The 18,651-nt window shown below is 53.3% G+C and carries 18 protein-coding genes; 10 read left to right on the top strand and 8 right to left on the bottom strand.

Going from position 1 to position 18,651, the window contains the following annotated elements:
• Positions 1–405 precede the first annotated feature (405 nt).
• The 5 genes from RIC05_RS01035 (at position 406) to RIC05_RS01015 (ending at position 6,081) form a co-directional block, all read left to right on the top strand.
• Positions 406–2,013 (top strand): ABC transporter substrate-binding protein, encoded by a 1,608-nt coding sequence (locus RIC05_RS01035; RefSeq protein WP_350042459.1) that lies wholly within the window; start codon positions 406–408, stop codon positions 2,011–2,013.
• Positions 2,014–2,134: 121 nt separating this feature from the next.
• Positions 2,135–3,145, top strand: a complete 1,011-nt coding sequence (locus RIC05_RS01030; protein ID WP_350047948.1) for an ABC transporter permease subunit — start codon at positions 2,135–2,137, stop codon at positions 3,143–3,145.
• 12 nt (positions 3,146–3,157) lie between these two features.
• Entirely contained in the window at positions 3,158–4,081 is a 924-nt protein-coding gene (locus RIC05_RS01025) for an ABC transporter permease subunit (RefSeq protein ID WP_350047946.1), read from the top strand.
• Positions 4,082–4,084: 3 nt separating this feature from the next.
• Positions 4,085–5,086: a dipeptide ABC transporter ATP-binding protein gene (gene dppD, locus RIC05_RS01020; RefSeq protein ID WP_350042456.1), complete on the top strand. Its 1,002-nt coding sequence runs from the start codon at positions 4,085–4,087 to the stop codon at positions 5,084–5,086.
• On the top strand, positions 5,086–6,081 hold the full coding sequence (locus RIC05_RS01015; protein ID WP_350047944.1) for a peptide ABC transporter ATP-binding protein: 996 nt from the start codon (positions 5,086–5,088) through the stop codon (positions 6,079–6,081). Before dppD ends, RIC05_RS01015 begins: the two co-directional genes overlap by 1 nt.
• Positions 6,082–6,182: 101 nt before the next feature.
• Here RIC05_RS01015 and RIC05_RS01010 read toward each other — a convergent pair whose 3' ends face one another.
• From RIC05_RS01010 to RIC05_RS00985, 6 genes are all read right to left on the bottom strand, one after another.
• Positions 6,183–6,830, bottom strand: coding sequence for a LysE family translocator (locus RIC05_RS01010; protein ID WP_350047942.1), 648 nt, complete (start codon positions 6,828–6,830; stop codon positions 6,183–6,185).
• Between the two features lie 83 nt (positions 6,831–6,913).
• A complete protein-coding gene (locus RIC05_RS01005) occupies positions 6,914–7,420 on the bottom strand; it encodes a cupin domain-containing protein (protein WP_350047940.1) in 507 nt (168 codons plus the stop codon).
• Between the two features lie 117 nt (positions 7,421–7,537).
• Positions 7,538–8,059, bottom strand: a complete 522-nt coding sequence (locus RIC05_RS01000; RefSeq protein WP_350047938.1) for a copper chaperone PCu(A)C — start codon at positions 8,057–8,059, stop codon at positions 7,538–7,540.
• Between the two features lie 71 nt (positions 8,060–8,130).
• Complete coding sequence (locus RIC05_RS00995) at positions 8,131–8,553, bottom strand: DUF2946 family protein (protein WP_350047936.1); 423 nt, start codon at positions 8,551–8,553, stop codon at positions 8,131–8,133.
• A gap of 261 nt (positions 8,554–8,814) precedes the next feature.
• Positions 8,815–10,206, bottom strand: a complete 1,392-nt coding sequence (fumC, locus tag RIC05_RS00990) for a class II fumarate hydratase (protein ID WP_350047934.1) — start codon at positions 10,204–10,206, stop codon at positions 8,815–8,817.
• Positions 10,207–10,350: 144 nt separating this feature from the next.
• Positions 10,351–11,148: a DeoR/GlpR family DNA-binding transcription regulator gene (locus RIC05_RS00985; protein WP_350042447.1), complete on the bottom strand. Its 798-nt coding sequence runs from the start codon at positions 11,146–11,148 to the stop codon at positions 10,351–10,353.
• A 276-nt stretch (positions 11,149–11,424) separates the two neighbouring features.
• Between RIC05_RS00985 and phnD the strand changes: the two genes are divergently transcribed.
• The 5 genes from phnD to glpD all read left to right on the top strand — a co-directional run bounded on the left by phnD (position 11,425) and on the right by glpD (position 16,376).
• Entirely contained in the window at positions 11,425–12,351 is a 927-nt protein-coding gene (gene phnD, locus RIC05_RS00980; protein ID WP_350047932.1) for a phosphate/phosphite/phosphonate ABC transporter substrate-binding protein, read from the top strand.
• A gap of 84 nt (positions 12,352–12,435) precedes the next feature.
• Positions 12,436–13,233, top strand: coding sequence for a phosphonate ABC transporter ATP-binding protein (phnC, locus tag RIC05_RS00975; protein ID WP_350042445.1), 798 nt, complete (start codon positions 12,436–12,438; stop codon positions 13,231–13,233).
• On the top strand, positions 13,230–14,036 hold the full coding sequence (phnE, locus tag RIC05_RS00970; RefSeq protein ID WP_350047930.1) for a phosphonate ABC transporter, permease protein PhnE: 807 nt from the start codon (positions 13,230–13,232) through the stop codon (positions 14,034–14,036). Before phnC ends, phnE (RIC05_RS00970) begins: the two co-directional genes overlap by 4 nt.
• A complete protein-coding gene (phnE, locus tag RIC05_RS00965; protein ID WP_350047928.1) occupies positions 14,030–14,854 on the top strand; it encodes a phosphonate ABC transporter, permease protein PhnE in 825 nt (274 codons plus the stop codon). The genes phnE (RIC05_RS00970) and phnE (RIC05_RS00965) overlap by 7 nt, the downstream gene beginning before the upstream one ends.
• Before the next feature lies 1 nt (position 14,855).
• Positions 14,856–16,376: a glycerol-3-phosphate dehydrogenase gene (glpD, locus tag RIC05_RS00960; RefSeq protein ID WP_350047926.1), complete on the top strand. Its 1,521-nt coding sequence runs from the start codon at positions 14,856–14,858 to the stop codon at positions 16,374–16,376.
• 70 nt (positions 16,377–16,446) lie between these two features.
• Here glpD and RIC05_RS00955 read toward each other — a convergent pair whose 3' ends face one another.
• Together RIC05_RS00955 and RIC05_RS00950 are read right to left on the bottom strand one after the other, a co-directional pair.
• Positions 16,447–17,817 carry a glutamate--cysteine ligase gene (locus tag RIC05_RS00955; RefSeq protein ID WP_350047924.1) on the bottom strand — a complete coding sequence of 457 codons (1,371 nt, stop codon included), beginning with the start codon at positions 17,815–17,817 and terminating at the stop codon, positions 16,447–16,449.
• An 11-nt stretch (positions 17,818–17,828) separates the two neighbouring features.
• A complete protein-coding gene (locus RIC05_RS00950) occupies positions 17,829–18,629 on the bottom strand; it encodes a 16S rRNA (uracil(1498)-N(3))-methyltransferase (protein WP_350042440.1) in 801 nt (266 codons plus the stop codon).
• Positions 18,630–18,651: the final 22 nt, after the last annotated feature.

The raw sequence follows: 18,651 nt of genomic DNA, 5'->3' as shown, positions 1-18,651 counted from the left end.
ATCTGGCGCGCTCAGCCATGCGCGAATCAAACGAATCATTAAAATTCAAAGGGATATGAATCGTTTCAAAGCACATAAATAAGACGTGATATTCGCTTTCGCGGCCTGAGCCCCGAAAAAAATGCACAGCTCCTATACGCAAATGTGGGTGTGATTTTCATAAAAATAACAAACACTTGACATAAATTCATCATTCAAGCGATCAGGGTCACCTACGTAGAACCACGCAGCAAGCGTTGACGATACCTAGAAACCCTGATTATTTTCCCTCGTCGATTGCCAACATATTTATCTGTTGGATCGGGTAAACCCCGTCCGCACAAAGATGACGTTGTCAAACATGACCTGTTCAAGATCATGTAGGCAGCATCGGTTTGTTCGGACCAGCCTTGAGGGAGGCATTTAATGAAAGCGAATTTCGTCAAGGTGGCGATTGGTGCAGGTCTGCTTGCAGCCACAGCACTTGCTGCTCCGACCGCCGCTTCGGCAAAAACCATGGTATATTGCTCGGAAGGTAGCCCGGAAGGGTTCAACCCGTCTCTTTATACCTCAGGCACCACCTTTGACGCTTCTTCGCGTCAGGTCTTTAACCGCCTGGTACAGTTCAAGCGCGGCACCACCACCATCGTTCCGGGTCTTGCGACCAGCTGGGACGTTTCGGCGGATGGTCAGGAATATACTTTCAATCTGCGCGAAGGCGTAAAGTTCCACACCACCAGTGACTTTACCCCGACCCGTGATTTCAATGCTGATGACGTGATCTACACCTTCATGCGTCAGTTTGATAAAAACCACCCGTATCACGGTGTTTCAGGCGGCTCGTACGAGTACTTCAACGCGATGTCCATGCCAGACCTGGTCAAAGACATTGTCAAAGTTGACGATTACACCGTTAAATTCGTTCTGAACCGTCCGGAAGCACCATTCATCGCCAACATGGCAATGGATTTTGCATCTGTTCTGTCGGCTGAATATGCTGACAAGATGATGGAAGCCGGAACCCCGGAAACGGTTGACCTTAACCCGGTCGGCACCGGTCCGTTCCAGTTGGTTCAGTATCAAAAAGATGCGGTTATCCGTTACAAAGCATTCCCGGAATATTGGGAAGGCAAAGCCGCAATCGACAACCTGATCTTTGCCATTACGCCTGACAGCACTGTTCGTTATCAGAAGCTGAAAGCCGGCGAATGCCATGTCATGCCATATCCAAACCCGGCTGATCTGACCGCAATGGATGCAGATGCAGACATCAACCTGCTGAGCCAGGAAGGTTTGAACGTTGGTTATCTGGGCTATAACACCCAGAAAGAACCGTTCACCAATCCAAAAGTCCGTAAAGCACTGAACATGGCGATCAACAAAGACGCCATCATCGAAGGTGTTTATCAGGGTGCCGGTTCGGCTGCGAAAAACCCGATCCCGCCAACGATCTGGTCGTACAACAACGACACCGTTGATGACAAATACGATCCGGAAGCCGCCAAAGCCATGCTCGCAGAAGCAGGTTTCCCGGAAGGCTTCACCACCGATATCTGGGCCATGCCGGTTCAGCGTCCTTACAACCCGAACGCACGCCGTATGGCTGAACTGGTTCAGGCTGACTGGGCGAAGATTGGTGTAAATGCCGAAATCGTATCCTACGAGTGGGGCGAATACCTTGAGCGCACCAAAAAAGGTGAACAGGGTACCTTCATGCTCGGTTGGACCGGTGATAACGGCGACCCCGATAACTTCCTGGCCGTTCTGCTTGGCTGTGATGCCGTTGGCGGTTCCAACCGTGCACAGTGGTGCAACGAGGAATTCGATAACCTGATTCAGCAGGCAAAAACGACTGCGGACGTTCTTGAGCGTACCCGTCTGTACGAAGAAGCACAGGTTGTCTTCAAACGTGAAGCACCATGGGCAACCATCGCACACTCGATCGTTTTCGAACCGATCCGCAACGAAGTTGTCGACTACAAGATTGATCCGTTTGGTGGTCACATCTTCTACGGCGTCGACATCAAAGAATAAGTCGATTTAAAACCTTGTCGAAGAGGCCCGGTCTTCCGGGCCTCTTTGCAATTCCGCAAAACAGAGAGAGACACCCACCCACACCCCCGTTTGTGCGTGGATGCAATAAAGGCCCGATGGCATGCTAGGTTTCCTTTTACGCCGTTTGGGTGACGTCATCCCGACCTTCTTTGGCGTTACCATTCTGGTGTTTCTGATGATTCACCTGATCCCAAGCGATCCGATCCAGATGTTGGCTGGTGAACGCAGTGTCGATCCCGCGCGTTACGCTGAGCTTCAGAAACAATACGGTTTTGATCAGCCGCTTGTGGTTCAATATTTCGACTATCTGGGCGGCGTTTTTCAGGGTGATTTGGGGAAATCTTTTGTCACCAAACGTCCCGTGATCGAAGAATTCGCAACCCTGTTCCCAGCAACCATTGAACTGAGCGTGATGGCGATCTTGTTTGCCCTCGCTATTGGCCTGCCACTAGGGATCATAGCGGCCATCAACAGAGGAAAGTGGCTAGATCATCTGACAATGAGCCTGTCACTGACTGGCTACTCGATGCCGATCTTCTGGTGGGCATTGTTGTTGATCATGTTCTTCTCGACCACACTCGGCTGGACGCCGGTTTCAGGGCGATTATCTGTACTTTACTATATAGAACCGACCACCGGTTTCATGTTGATTGATACGTTGCTGAGTGATCAAAAAGGCGCATTTACCAGCGCAATTAGTCACCTGATCCTGCCCACCATCGCATTGGGCACCATCCCGATGGCAGTGATCGCACGTATGACCCGATCTTCAATGCTTGAAGTTCTGGGCGAAGAATATATTCGCGTTGCCCGGGCCAAGGGATTGGCCCCCATGCGCGTCATCATGGTCCATGCACTGCGCAACGCACTGATTCCGGTGATCACGGTCATTGGCCTGCAGGTTGGTGTTTTGTTTGCTGGTGCCATTCTGACCGAAACCATCTTTTCGTGGCCGGGAATTGGTAAATGGATTGTCGAGGCGCTCAACCGCCGCGATTACCCGACCATTCAGGGCGGCATTCTGATGATTGCCTTTGTCGTGATGGGTGTAAACCTGTTTGTCGACTTGATGTACGGGGTGATCAATCCCCGTATCCGGCATAAACGTTAAGGAGTGTGGGAAATGACAAGTCAAAACACGCCGTTGACCGCACCACAAAATGCCGCAGAAGACGCCATGGCTAAGCCACCGAGCCCGTTTATGGAAACGTGGAACTATTTCCGCAAGAACCGCGGAGCTTATGTCGGGCTGATCGTTATTGCGATCATCCTGTTCGTTGCCGCATTTGCGACCTTTATCGCCCCCTATGATCCGATTTTGCAGGATCGCAGTGCGTTTCTCAAACCACCGATCTGGATGGAAGGTGCTGACCCGCGTTACATTCTGGGTACCGATGCGGTCGGCCGCGATATTTTGTCGCGCCTGATCCATGGGGCACAGCTGTCGGTTTCGATTGGCGTTTTTGTCGTGATCATTTCGATGATGGCCGGGATTATCCTTGGTTTGACAGCCGGGTATTTCCGCGGCTGGATCGAAGTCGGTATCATGCGCCTGATGGATACCATGCTGGCCCTGCCAAGCTTGATCATGGCCATGGCAATCGTTGCGATCCTCGGCCCGGGACTTGAAAATGCCATGCTGGCAATCGCGATTGTTCAGTTGCCGCATTATGTGCGTTTGTCGCGCGCATCGGTCGTAACCGAACTTAACAAGGAATATGTCATCGCATCGCAGATTGCCGGTGCCGGCCACGTGCGCCAGATGTTCGTCAACATCCTGCCCAATTGCATGGCGCCGTTGATTGTTCAGGGCACCCTTGGCATTTCAAGCGCCATCCTTGACGCTGCTGCCCTTGGCTTCCTTGGCCTTGGCGCGCAACCGCCGCTGCCGGAATGGGGTACCATGCTGGCCGAAGCCCGTGAATTTGTGGGTTCGGCATGGTGGGTGATCACGTTCCCCGGCCTTTGCATCCTTGTCACCGTGCTTGCCTTCAACCTGATGGGTGATGGTCTGCGCGATGCCCTTGATCCCAAGATGAAACGGTAAGTCATGGCTCTTCTCGAAGTAAAAAACCTGACAGTCGAGTTCGGCTCTGAAGACAAGCCGTTTCGTGCTGTTGATTCCGTAAGCTATTCGGTTGATCGCGGCGAAGTCCTTGGCATCGTCGGTGAATCGGGTTCGGGTAAATCAGTCTCGTCACTCGCAGTTATGGGACTGATTGATTTTCCCGGTCGTGTCACAGCAGATAGCCTGACCTTTGATGGTCAGGATCTTCTGGGCATGTCAGCGAAAAAACGCCGCCAGATCACCGGCAAAGACATCGCCATGATCTTTCAGGATCCGATGTCGGCCCTTAATCCGTGCTTTACCGTCGAAGCCCAGATCATGGAGGCCCTTAAGGTCCATGAGGGTGGTACGAAAAAGCAGCGCCGTGAACGCACACTCGATCTTTTGAATCAGGTTGGTATTCCTGATCCAAAGTCGCGTATGACGGCCTATCCGCATCAGCTTTCAGGCGGCATGAGCCAGCGTATCGTCATTGCCATGGCGATTGCCTGCCAGCCGCGCCTTCTGATCGCGGATGAGCCGACCACAGCCCTTGATGTGACCATTCAGGCACAGATCATTGATCTTCTGCTGAAACTGCAGGAAGACAGCGATATGGGCCTGTTGCTTATCACGCATGATCTGGCACTGGTGTCCGAAGCTGCCAATCGCATTCAGGTCATGTATGCAGGGCAATTGTTTGAAAGTGGTCCGGCTGACAGCATCTTTGCTGCCCCGCGCCATCCCTATACGCAGGCACTGCTTGAAGCCTTGCCTGAACGGTCCGAAGGCCATGACCGCCTGCGCACCATCCCCGGTGTGGTTCCGGGCCAGTATGACCGCCCTGCGGGCTGTCTTCTGGCACCGCGTTGCCGTTATGCAGATAACAGCTGTATTGCTGCCCGTCCGGACGTCACTGATTTCAACGGCCGCGATGTGCGCTGCTTCTATCCGCTGAATGACCAAGGCCAGCCGACCGGCCAAAATACCGGGGGGACGGTATAATGAGTTTTCTTGATACCAAACCCGGTGTTCCGCTTTTGGAATCCGACAATCTTGCCCGCCATTACGATGTAAGTCGCGGTTTTGGCAAACCTGATGCCACGGTCAAGGCGCTTGATGGCGTGTCCTTCACGCTTGAAGCGCAAAAGACCCTGGCTGTTGTCGGTGAGTCCGGTTGTGGCAAGTCGACCCTTGGCCGTCAATTGACCCTGATTGAAAAGCCAAGTTCTGGCGGCCTTAAGATCAATGGCGATGCGGTTGGCAATCTGAGCGACAAGGAAGCCAAACAGTTCCGTCGAACGGTTCAAATGATCTTCCAGAACCCGTATGGATCACTGAACCCACGCAAAAAGGTCGGGCAGATTCTGGCCGAGCCGGTTTTGCTCAATATGGATCAGCTGGGCCGCAAGGAACGCGAAGAACGTGTGCGCGATACCATGGCCAAGGTTGGCCTGCGTCCTGAATTTTATCAGCGCTATCCGCATATGTTTTCCGGTGGTCAGCGTCAGCGTATTGCCATTGCCCGCGCGCTAATCCTGGAGCCCAAGGTCATCGTTGCTGATGAGCCGGTTTCGGCCCTTGATGTGTCGGTTCAGGCACAGGTCTTGAACCTGATGATGGACCTGCAGGAAGAGATGAATGTCGCCTATGTGTTCATCTCGCATGATCTTTCTGTGGTCAGACATATTGCAGATGACGTCATGGTGATGTATTTGGGGCGCGTCGCGGAAAAAGGACCGACCGAAGAAATCTTCGCCAAGCCGCTGCACCCTTATACAAGGGCGCTTCTGGCATCGGCACCAAAGATCGATCCGACACAACGTGTAAAGGCAGAACCGCTGACCGGCGAACTGCCGTCACCGATCAACCCGCCATCGGGCTGTGCGTTTCATAAACGCTGCCCGTTTGCGACCGAGGAATGTGCACAGGTTCGCCCGGAACTGCGCACTTTCGAAGGCCGCGAAGTGGCGTGTCATCGGGTCGAGGAAATCGCCTGAGAACAGGCGATCACCTGGATATCCAGGTAGACAAGGGAGCAAGGGGGCGCGCTGTAACAGGCTGCGCCCCTGCGCATTTTCAACATGCAACAATTTGAAAATCAGGCCGTGGTGCGTGTTCGGTCGGTAAAGGCCAGCAACACCCCTGCTGCAACCAAAAGCGTTCCAGAAACACGGTTCAGCATCCGCATATGACGTGCGGATTTGATCAGTCCTTTGACCTGCCCGCCCAGCAATCCATAAATCAATAAAATGCTGCTTTCCATCGCAAGGAACGTCGCCCCCATCACGCTAAATTGCGGACCATAGGCCACTGCCGGATCAAGGAATTGCGGGAAAAAGGCGGTAAAGATAAGTATCGCCTTGGGATTGCCAATTGCGGTGAGGAACTCGGTCCGAACAAGGGTAAAGGTGCCGGGATAAGCCATAAGGACCGTTTGTCCGGTGGCTTCATCAACGTCATTTACTTTGGCAAACCAGCTTTTGATACCCAGCCACACCAGATATGCCGCACCGACCCATTTAATGATCAGAAATGCGGTTTCACTGGCGGCCAAAACAACCCCAAGACCGGTCGCGGTAATCACAATCATGATGGCAAAGGCAACGATGCGGCCAATACCGCCAACAGCCGCCGACATAACGCCGTAGCGTGCGCCATTGAACATCGCCAAAAGGTTATTCGGCCCGGGCACCATCGACAAAGCGATTGCTGCCCCGGCGAAAAAGAGCCAGGTATCAAATTGCATGGGGCTATTCCTGTGCATCGGGATCAACAAAGCCGCTTAGGCCGTCAAACCCAAATTGGTGACAGGATGATTTCGCCTGAAAATCAGTCGCGCGTCAATGCGGCAATCATGTCTGATGCCGCGGGCCATTTCGAACCAAGTGCCGCCCGCTTGCCCATCGAGAAATCGGCAAAGTCAAAACCGGGGGCCACGGTACAGCCGAGCAAAGCAAATTTGCCACCCGGTTTAAGGCGCGCCCCCTGCCAGACATTTTTGGGGACGACCATTTGCGGCTTTTGCCCGGCCAAAAGGTCTGGTCCGATTTCAACCAGCTTATGTGTGCCATCGTCAAACAGTTGGAGCTGTTCAACAGCATCGCCAAGATAATGATGAAAAATCTCGTCACTGGTCAGGATATGCATGCCCGAAAAGGTATCGGGTGTCAGAAGATAATAGATCGCCGTTCCCGTACTGCGTACGCCAAGATACCGGTTGCCCGGATTGCAGGTTTCAAACGAACGGAAAGTCTCGGCGTAATAGCCGCCCTCAGGATGGGGCTGCAGGCCAAGCTTTGCGATCAGATCGTCGATGGTGACGGTGTTTTCTGACATGACGGGCATCCTTTGACCAACGGCGACAACATCATGCCATCATGACGAAAAAAGGGGAAAGGCGCAAACCTTCCCCCGGATAATTTCGCAATAACAGACATGCAACCACGCGGCAAACTAGTGCGCGCTGTGATCCATTTTGCCATGGCCTTCATCACCATGGTTCATGTTGCCATGATCCATCGCATCCATGCCCGCCGGGCCGTTGGCCAGTGGGCCCATAACATTGATCATGACCGGGACATCACCGGCCTTTTCAAATTCCAGCGTGACGTTGATCATCTCGCCTTCTTCCAGCGGCTTTTTAAGGCCCATCAGCATGACGTGATAGCTGCCCGGTTTGAACTGGACTTCACCATGCATCGGGACATCAATGCCGCCTTCGACCTGACGCATCTTCATGACGTTATTGGCCATGATATGGGTGTGAAGTTCGGTTTTTTCCGCCACGTCACTACGCACATTCACAATGCGGTCTTCGCCACCGTGATTGATCACGGTTAGGAAACCCGCACCATTGCGCACCTGACCAAGCGATGCTTTGGTCCAGGCATCCTTGATTTCGATATCTGCGGCAAATGCATGACCCGCAACAAACAGCGACGCCAAAGTCGCAACTACAGCCAACAATTTTTTCATGTGTTTCATCCGTCTTTTGGGCCACCAGCAGGCATGCCCGATTTCATCTATGGATTTGGGTGGTTTTGAAATCAGACGGAAAGTGGCGGGGCGCGCGAATGGCGAATACGCGGAATGTCATGATCGGTGGCAATCCCGTTTGCAGCACCGTAGGCGACGTTATGCGCAACCGTAACCGGCGCGCCATAGGGCAGATCAAGTACCGCCACAGCACCATGATGGGTCGCACAAAGCGAACAGAACCCATGACCGGCAGCTTCTGGCAAATCATCGGACGGGACTGCATCACCGGATACCAGATTGAACGTCTTGATGCCAGCCGGTGTACAGATCAGAAGAACATTGCTTCCCGGTGCTGCGGTGGCCGCAAGGGCGCCAGAAACCCCCGTATTTTGGCCGTTCAGCAAGGCCGGAACGACGCCAGACTGGGTCACCCCCGCGAGCAAAATCACAAACGCCATCAGCCAGATCTGTAAAAAACGACCTGCTGACATGCCTGCTTCGCGGCGCCTATGACGTTTGGTTGAAAGCATCCGCCTGATATGCCTGATTTGATCGATGGCTGCAATGACATTGATCATTGCGGCACCTTCATTATGCCATCGCCTAAGTGCCAAGATCGGGGACACGATCAAGTCTTTCACAACAAGGTTGTGCCCCCGATGCTGAATTCGGCCCATGCGGCATAAAATGCAAAGGCCGGACTATACGATATCAGCCCGGCCTTTTTGTTTGGCAATAATGTGCGCGCGTAATCAGATCATATCGCGGGCCTGGACCAATTCATCGAACTTCGCCCCGTCAAGGAAACCAAGGGCGATGGTGGCTTCTTTCAGGCTAGACCGATCCTTATGCGCCTTTTTGGCCACGGCCGCGGCATTGTCATAACCAATATGCGGTGCCAAGGCAGTGACCAGCATCAGGCTTTGTTCGACATAATGATCAATCTTGTCCTGATCGGCTTCAAGACCGGCAACACAATTATCAGCAAAGCTCACCGATGCATCGGCAATCAGGCGGATCGATTGCAACAGATTATAAATAATCACCGGCTTGAACACGTTCAGATCAAGGTGACCATTCGCCCCACCGACCGTCACCGCAACATGATTGCCCATCACCTGCGCACAGACCATGGTAAGGGCTTCGGCCTGTGTCGGGTTTACTTTGCCCGGCATGATCGATGATCCCGGCTCGTTCGCGGGCAGGACAAGCTCGCCCAAGCCACAGCGCGGACCAGAACCCAGCAAACGAATATCGTTGCCAATTTTCATCAACGACGTCGCCAGAACATTCATCACGCCAGACATTTCGACACAGGCATCATGGGCGGCGAGTGCTTCGAACTTGTTTTCAGCAGTCTGGAATGAAAGCCCGGTGATGGCAGAAACCTGTTTAGCAAATTCAACATCAAATCCCTTGGGCGCGTTCAATCCGGTGCCAAGGGCCGTGCCGCCCTGTGCCAATTTACAAAGGCGTTTCATCGCATCATCAATGCGGTCCAGTCCCAAGGCAATTTGCGCGGCATAGCCGGAAAATTCCTGCCCCAATGTCAAAGGCACAGCATCCTGCATATGGGTACGGCCGATTTTGACAATGTCGGCAAATGCCGCAACCTTGGCATCAAGGGTGGCCCGTAAATGCGCCAATGCCGGTTTTAGCTTTTCTTCAATCTCGACCACGGCGGCAATATGCATGGCGGCCGGGAAACTGTCATTGGAGGATTGCCCGCGATTGACGTGATCATTGGGATGAACCGGATCGCGCATGCCCATCGGCTTGCCCAGAATTTCACAGGCCCGGTTGGCGATGACTTCGTTGGTATTCATGTTGGTCTGCGTACCGGACCCGGTTTGCCAGACAACCAGCGGAAAATGATCCAGCAATTTGCCTTCGGCAACTTCGGTTGCTGCGGCCTCAATCGCCTTGGTCAATTCAGGATCAAGATTGCCAAGTGCAGCATTGGCCCGTGCCGCGGCAAGCTTTTGCACCCCGAACGCCTTGATCAGGGCATCGGGCATACGTTCGCCGCCAATACGGAAATTTTGTCTGGAACGCTGGGTTTGCGCCCCCCAATACCGGTCTGCAGGCACATCGATTGCACCCATGGTGTCGTGTTCGGTACGGGTGGTCACTTGATTGGTCACGATAGAAGTCCTCCGTGTCAGAATTCGAACTGACCGGGGCGGGAAACCCGGTGCGACAGTCGTGAACCGGACTGCCGATCAGGAATATGGTTCGGAACCAAGCCGATAGCAAATGCAATTGGCTTCCAAAACTCTCGAACGATATCATGCCGTCTTGGCGACCGGATCCTGCCACGCCAGAAGTTTTATCCCTGCCCGTTCAAGCTGTGATGCGATTTCCGGTACAGGCAAACGGTCGGTGATAATCCCGCTTAGGGCTTCAAGCGGTGCGACATTTTCCAGATAACGCTGATCAAATTTGGTGTGGTCCACCATCAACCAGATTTCGTCGGATCTTTCCATCATTGCACGTTTGACCGCGACCGCCCGGCGGTTCACATCACTAAACCCCTGTCGCGAGACACCAGATGCCCCGATAAAGGCAATGTTTGCATGGAACCGGCGGAGATATTCAACCGTCTCACTGCCATAAACCGCATTTTCACGCCGGTCAAACTGTCCCGGACACATCAAGACATCATCATGATCGGGAAGATCACCCATCCCGTGGACTACCGCATAACAGTTAGTCAGAAATGTACGCGGTAAAGTTCCGCGCCGTGCGGCCAGGAACGGTGCAATCTGTGCGACGGTTGATCCGGCATCAATCATCACAACATCGCCCGCCCGCACCATGTCGGCGGCCAACATGCCAATCCGTTCAAACCCGGCAACCGCAGTTGATTGCCGTTCCGCCAAATCGGGTTGGTGGCCCATGGGGCGCGCCGATGCCCCGCCAAACTCGCGCTTGATCAGGCCTTCATCGCTTAGCGCATCCAGATCACGCCGAATGGTTTCGGTTGCCACATCGAATCGTTCGGCCAATGTGGTAACTCTCACATGCGGGTGAACCTGCAGTTCCTGTAAGATACGCTGTTGCCGTTCTTTTTTTCCAAACCGCAAATCCAATCCCCTTTGAATATTGGCAGTTTTCCCAACGATGCAGCTATCGTATCAATTCTTGCTGAAATACTTTGTTACAGTTTTATGTTGATTTTCCAACTTTTGCGAACCAATAATGTTGAATAAAGCAACAATAAGAACAACAAACCCACACTAAAAATGGCGAAAAGTCAGCACTCACAGGGAAGAAAAGGTTCAAGTACCGTGTTTTCACATCCGAAAAAAACCGACAGTTTAAAGATCACCACCCTCCTTGCCGCGATCGGCATGTTGGGCATGACATCCAGCCCGGCCGCAGCAGCAGATGACTGCATCGCACGCGGCGATCTGGATCAGCTTTATTGTGACATGAATGGCGATCTGGTTGCCGATGCACCGGCAGCAGACCAGCTCGTTGATCCTGACACCCTTGTATTTGCATATACCCCGGTCGAAGATCCGGCTGTTTATGCCGATATCTGGAAACCGTTTCTCGAACATCTTGAAGAAGTAACAGGCAAAGACGTTCACTTCTTTGCTGTTCAGTCGAATTCGGCAGAAGTCGAAGCCATGCGTTCAGGCCGTCTGCATGTTGCTGGTTTCTCGACCGGTCCGACACCGTTTGCCGTTAACCTTGCCGGTGCCGTTCCGTTTGCCCTGATGGGTGCAGATGACGGACGCTTTGGCTATACGCTTCAGCTGTATACCCGCACCGACAGCGGCATCAATACGGTTGCGGATCTTAAAGGCAAACGCGTTGCACATACCTCCCCGACGTCAAACTCGGGTAACCTTGCACCGCGCGCACTTCTTCCGGGTCAAGGCATTGTTCCTGAACAGGATTATGAAGTTGTCTATTCCGGATCCCACGACCAGTCGATCCTTGGCGTTGTTGCCGGTGACTATGACGCAGCTCCGGTTGCCTCCGAAGTTGTCGAACGCATGGCCCAGCGTGACCTTTATGATCCGAAAGATGTAAAGATCATTTATGAAAGCAATCGCTTCCCGACAACGTCGTTCAACTATGCCCACAATCTGAAGCCCGAACTGGTCGAAAAGATCAAGGAAGCCTTCTTTACCTTCGACATGACGGGCACTGCCCTTGGCACAGAGTTCAAAGGTGTCTCGAAATTCGTGCCGATCACCTATCAGAATGATTGGGCGGTTATCCGCGAAATTCAGGCCGCCAACGGTGTCAAATACACCCCGGACAACCTGAAGTAATCCGCATTTCCCAATCGATTTGAATACCGCAGGGCCTTGATCATTCGGGGCCCTGCGCATTCCCATTTTATCCGGGGTATCGCAATGCTGCGTATCAAAGAACTTGTAAAACGCTATGGCGATGAAAAGGCAGTGTTGAAGAACCTGAACCTTGAAGTCCCTGGCGAAAGCGTCGTTTCGATCATTGGCGCGTCAGGTGCTGGTAAAAGCACCTTGCTGCGCTGTATCAACCGACTGGTTGAACCGTCGTCAGGCTCCATCGAATTGAACGGCACGGAACTGACCACACTGGAAGGCAAATCGCTGCGCCTGGCCCGTCGCCGTATCGGCATGGTGTTTCAGGGCTTTAACCTGATTGAACGCCTGACGGTCATGGAAAATGTCCAGTCCGGTCGTCTTGGTTACCTTCCGGCATGGCGTGCTGTCAGCCGCAAATATCCACAAGAAGACATCGACCGTGCTTTCCATCTGATGGAACGTGTTGGCATTGCCCATTATGCGGACAAACGCGCCAGTGAACTTTCCGGTGGTGAACGCCAGCGTGTTGGCGTTGTACGCGCCCTGATGCAGGAACCAGAAATTCTGCTGGCCGATGAGCCGACCGCATCACTTGATCCGAAAACATCGCGTCAAATCATGGAACTGTTGCGCGCACTCGCATCCGAGCTGCAGCTGCCGGTTCTGATCAACATCCACAATGTCAACGAAGCCAAGGAATATACCCAACGTATCGTCGGCATGCGGTTTGGTCGCATCATTTTCGATGGCGAACCGGTGGATCTCAGCAACGATGCCATGGATGAAATCTATGCCGGTGTTCCGGCCGAAGAACGCGGCGGTGCCGAAAGCAGCACCCATCTGCGTGAGGTCGCCGGAAGATGAGCAGCACCGTTGAAAAAACGGGCCGCACGTGGAAGAAGCCACCCTTTATCGCCAACCCCGTGTTGCGTTGGGGCCTTCTGATTGCTGTTGCAGCCTATGTATGGTGGGCCATAACCACCCTGCCATTTGACTGGGAACGTATCCAGGACGGTGTGCCTCGTGCCATCCGTATCTTTAAGGGCGCATTCCCGCCAAGCTTCCTGCGCGGAGAATTGCTGTTTGACGGCTTTATGGAAAGCATCAAGATCGCCATTGTCTCGACCCTTCTGGGTCTGGCATTAAGCGTTCCGATTGCCTTTGCATCCGCCTCAAATATTGCACCGAAATGGCTTTATACCATTGGCCGGGCCGTGATCATTATTGCCCGTTCCTTCCACCCGGTGATCGTCGCCATCCTGTTTGTCAAAGCCGTTGGCTTTGGCCCGCTTGCTGGCATTCTGACCCTGACGATCTATTCCATCGGTTTTGTTGCCAAAATGCTGGCCGAACGGATCGAAGAAATTGACTGGGGTCAGGTCGAAGCCATCCGTGCGGCAGGTGGGGCAACCTTTGTCACCATGCTTTATGCCGTGATCCCGCAAATCATGCCCCGTCAGATCGGCCTTTCGATCTATCAGCTTGATAGCAACCTGCGTGCATCTGCCATTGTCGGCATCGTTGGCGCGGGTGGTATCGGATCGACCTTGCTGAACGCTTTCGGGCGCTATGACTATGATTTCGCGCTGGCGATTACCCTTTGCATCATTGGTGTGATCCTTGTCAGCGAGGCCATCAGTGGCCGGATCAGGAGGAACCTATGGTAGCAACAAGCCAACCTACCGGACCGGACGCCATCGCGCACCGCGAATGGTCACGCTACACCCCCAAAGAACGCTGGCGCCGCTTTGGCTTGATGGCCTTGGTCGCACTTGCTGTTGTCTGGTCACTATCAACAATCAATGTCATCTGGCCGTGGTTGTGGGATGCCCCGCAACAAATGGGCGATCTGTTTGGCCGTATGTTCCCGCCATCGCTTGAAGGCTGGGAAAACATTGCATGGACCCTGCTTGAAACGGTCAATATCGCAACGATTGCGACCTTCTTTGCCGTGTTCCTGTCGCTTCCGGTTGCGCTGATCGCAGCCCAGAATACAACGCCGAACCGTTTCACCCTGTGGCTTGGCCGGTTCATTCTGGTGTCATCACGTTCGGTCAATACCATCATCTGGGCATTGCTGTTTGTTGCCGTGTTTGGACCGGGTGTTCTTGCTGGTATTCTGGCGATTGTTTTCCGATCCCTTGGTTTCCTTGGTAAATTGCTGGGCGAAGCAATCGAGGAAATCGACCGTGCACCGATCGAGGCGCTTGAAGCGGTCGGCGCATCACGTTTTAAAATCCTTGTTTACGGGATCATTCCACAGGTCATGCCGACCTTCTTTGCGGTATCGATCCTGCGTTGGGATATCAACCTGCGTGAAAGTACGGTTCTTGGACTTGTCGGAGCGGGCGGTATCGGCATCATCCTTCAGGGTGCGATTGATACCTTTGCCTGGCAGACAGTTGCCACGATCCTTCTGGCCATCATTGGTCTGGTGGTTATTGGCGAAGCGATTTCAGCTTACCTGCGTAAAAAGGTGATCTGACGTGGTTAAAACATACGACCTTCTGGTCGTAGGCGGCGGCATCAATGGTGCGGGTATTGCCCGTGATGCCGCCGGTCGCGGACTTTCTGTTCTTTTGGTCGAACAGCGCGACCTTGCCTCGGCCACGTCTTCCAATTCGACCAAACTTATCCATGGCGGCCTTCGATATCTTGAACATTACGAATTCCGACTGGTGCGTGAAGCCCTTCAGGAACGCGAAGTTCTGCTTGCTGCCGCGCCTCATATCATCTGGCCGCTGACATTCGTTCTGCCCCATCATCGCGGCTTACGCCCGAAATGGATACTGCGTGCCGGACTGTTTCTTTATGACCATCTGGCAAAACGTAACCGCCTTCCGGCATCCCGCAGCTTATCCCTTGCAGGCACACCAGAAGGAGCACCACTGAACCCTGATTTCACCAGTGGTTTTTCCTATTCCGATTGCTGGGTCGATGATGCAAGACTGGTTGTCTTGAACGCTCAGGATGCGCAAGATCGCGGGGCCGAGATTTGCACACGGACACAGTGCAAAACACTGGTGCGCCATCACGATCACTGGAATGCCGAACTGTCATACGAAGACGGATCAAAACGCTCGGTCAAGGCCCGTGCTGTTGTCAATGCAGCGGGTCCGTGGGTTACCCGGATGGTTGAGAATGCCGGTCTTGGCAACAAGGCAGCCGGACTTCGTCTGGTGAAAGGCAGCCACATCGTGGTTCCGCGCATTCACGACCATGACCATTGCTATATCTTTCAGAATGGCGATGGGCGGATTGCCTTTGCCATCCCCTATCAGCATGAGTACACCCTGATCGGCACCACCGACATTGCCTATAACGGTGATCCGGCACAGGTCAAAATCAGCGATCAGGAAGTCGATTATCTGCTTGAACTGGTCAATGGCTATCTGGCCAAACCGCTTTGTCGTGACGATGTGGTTTGGGATTATGCCGGTGTCAGGCCGCTTTATGATGACAAGAACGCCAATGCATCGGCTGTGACCCGTGATTACGTGTTTGATCTTGATACCGGGGATAGCCATACCGTCCCGGCGATCCTGTCGATCTATGGTGGGAAAATCACGACCTATCGCAGGCTTGCCGAACATGCCATGCAAAAACTGGCCCCGGTTTTAGGCAATAATGCCCCGGACTGGACCGCAACCGCCACGCTTCCGGGCGGCGACATGCCAGATGGTGATTTTGACCGGTTCATTGGTGATATGCAGGCAAAGTACGACTGGGTTCCAGAACCCTTATTGTCCCGCCTTGCGCGCTGTTATGGCACTGCCATGACCAAGATTTTGGGTGACGCCACGTCGATGTCCCAATTGGGTCAAGAGCTTGCCCCAAATCTGTATGAAGTTGAATTGCACTACCTGATGGCCAATGAGTGGGCCTGCACCGCAGAAGATGTTTTGTGGCGCAGAACCAAGCTTGGTCTCGGGATGCAGCCTGATCAGGTCGAAGCCATTCAAAACTGGTTTGCCGCCCAAACCCGGCTTGATCGGGCTGCGCAATAATTCAAAAGTAAAGGCGGTGAATTTTTCACCGCCTTTTTCAATTCAGATCATATGAGCCGATCAGATGCCGTTAATAGGCATATTCCTTGAACAACGGATCAACCGATCCGTTCCATTCGGTTTCATATTTGTCCAAAAATTCTTCGGCCAAAGTACGTCCGCTTTCTGCAACGTCTTCAAGACCGTCAAGGAAGTGGCTTTCATCGTCGCCATAGCTATCCATACGGCCCCGGCTTTTAAGGCCCTGCTTGGATATTGCGACAACGTCTTTGGCAAGATCCTGAACCGTGCCGTTCTTGAATTTGGTCGCAAGGGCGGTACGCGGAACGTCGCTGCGTAATGCTTCGCGTTCTGCCGGGTTAAGGTCACTGACCAAATCCCACGCCGCATCAAGGGCTATGTCATCATAAAGCAAACCAACCCACAAGGCAGGCAGTGCACAGATACGACGCCACGGGCCACCATCGGCCCCACGCATTTCAAGAAACGTCTTAAGACGCACTTCCGGGAACGCGGTGGTCATGTGATCGGACCAGTCATTCATGGTCGGACGTTCACCGGGCAACACATCAAGTTTGCCATCCATGAAATCACGGAACGACTTGCCCGCTGCATTGATGTATTTGCCATCGCGATAGACAAAATACATCGGCACATCCAGCATGTAATCGACATAGCGTTCAAAGCCAAAACCGTCTTCAAAAACAAATGGCAGCATGCCGCAACGGTCCGGATCGGTATCAGTCCAGACATTGGATCGTGCGGACAAGAACCCGCTTGGTTTGCCATCTACAAACGGGGATGCAGCAAACAAGGCGGTCGCGACCGGCTGTAAGGCCAAGGACGTTCTGAATTTCTTGACCATGTCGGCTTCGGACGAAAAGTCCAAATTGACCTGAATGGTCGAGGTCCGCAGCATCATGTCCAGACCAAGTTTCCCGACCTTGGGCATATAGTCGCCCATAATCTTGTAGCGGCCCTTGGGCATCCACGGAATGTCTTCGCGCGGCCATTTCGGATTATGACCGACCCCGAGCATGTCAACGCCAAGGTCACCGCAAATTTCGCGAATTTCATGAAGATGGGTATGCACTTCACCACAGGTCTGGTGAATGTTCTTAAGCGGGGCACCCGACAATTCGATCTGTCCGCCCGGTTCAAGCGATACAGAACATTTGTCTTTGGTCAGGGCAATGACATTGCCGTTTTCAATGATCGGGTCCCAGTCAAAACGCGCCACCAGCGCATTCAGAAGGGCTTTGACACCACGATCACCTTCATAGGGAATGGGGCGAAGGTCATCGCGGGTAAAGGCGAATTTTTCGTGTTCGGTGCCGATGGCCCAGTCTTTTTTCGGCTTACAGCCGGACTCAAACCATTCGACAAGCTGGCGCCGGCTTTCAATTACCGGGCTATCACCAGTGGAGGCGCTGACAGTCATAAGGGCTTCCCCTAATTTCTCGTAACCGGTCGGTGAGACCAATCGCCGATGCGATCCTGAAACACAGTCAATGCAGCAATTGCCGCCGTCTCGGCACGCAGGATGCGCGGGCCAAGGCTTACAGGCGTTGCAAAAGGCTGTTTGCGTATATGTTCAAGTTCGTCGGCGCTAAAGCCGCCTTCGGGTCCAATTACGATTGCATGGTTAACAACATTGGTATTGTCGATAGCCGAGCCAGCGCCCTTTGCCAATAGCTGACTTAGCACATCACCAATTGGTGACCCGCTTCCTGTTTCGTCACAGAACAAAAGATGGTGATTTTCTGCGACATTTGCGACCCAATCCAACAATCGAACCGGTTCACAAATTTCAGGCACAGTCAGGCGTTCACATTGTTCGGCGGCCTCAATCACCTGTGCCTGCAGACGATCAAGACGCACCTTGTCGGTGATACCGTGCTGGGTAATCACCGGCTGCAATCTTTCGACACCCAGCTCGACCGCCTTTTCAATCAGAAAATCAAGGCGCTGCTTTTTGATCGGTGCAAAAACAAGAGTCGGTCCGACTTCATTGCCCTGTTCTCGTAATTGGCGCTCGGCGGTGATCCTGCCTTTCTTTTTGCGAAGTTCGCTGATCGTCCCTAGCCACTCGCCATCCAGCCCGTTAAAAATCTTAACTGGCGTTCCGGGCTTGAGCCGCATCACATGTTCAAGGTAATGAGACTGTTCAGGCGCAAGTTCGATCTCGCCCCCTTGCGTGATAGGGTCACGGACGAAAAGGCGCTGACGGGCACGGGTGGCATCTGCTGTCATGTAGGTCCCCAAAGCCGTTTTA

Source organism: Thalassospira sp. (assembly GCF_040218635.1).
GTDB lineage: Bacteria > Pseudomonadota > Alphaproteobacteria > Rhodospirillales > Thalassospiraceae > Thalassospira.
This window is presented reverse-complemented; position numbering and strand designations above follow the sequence as displayed.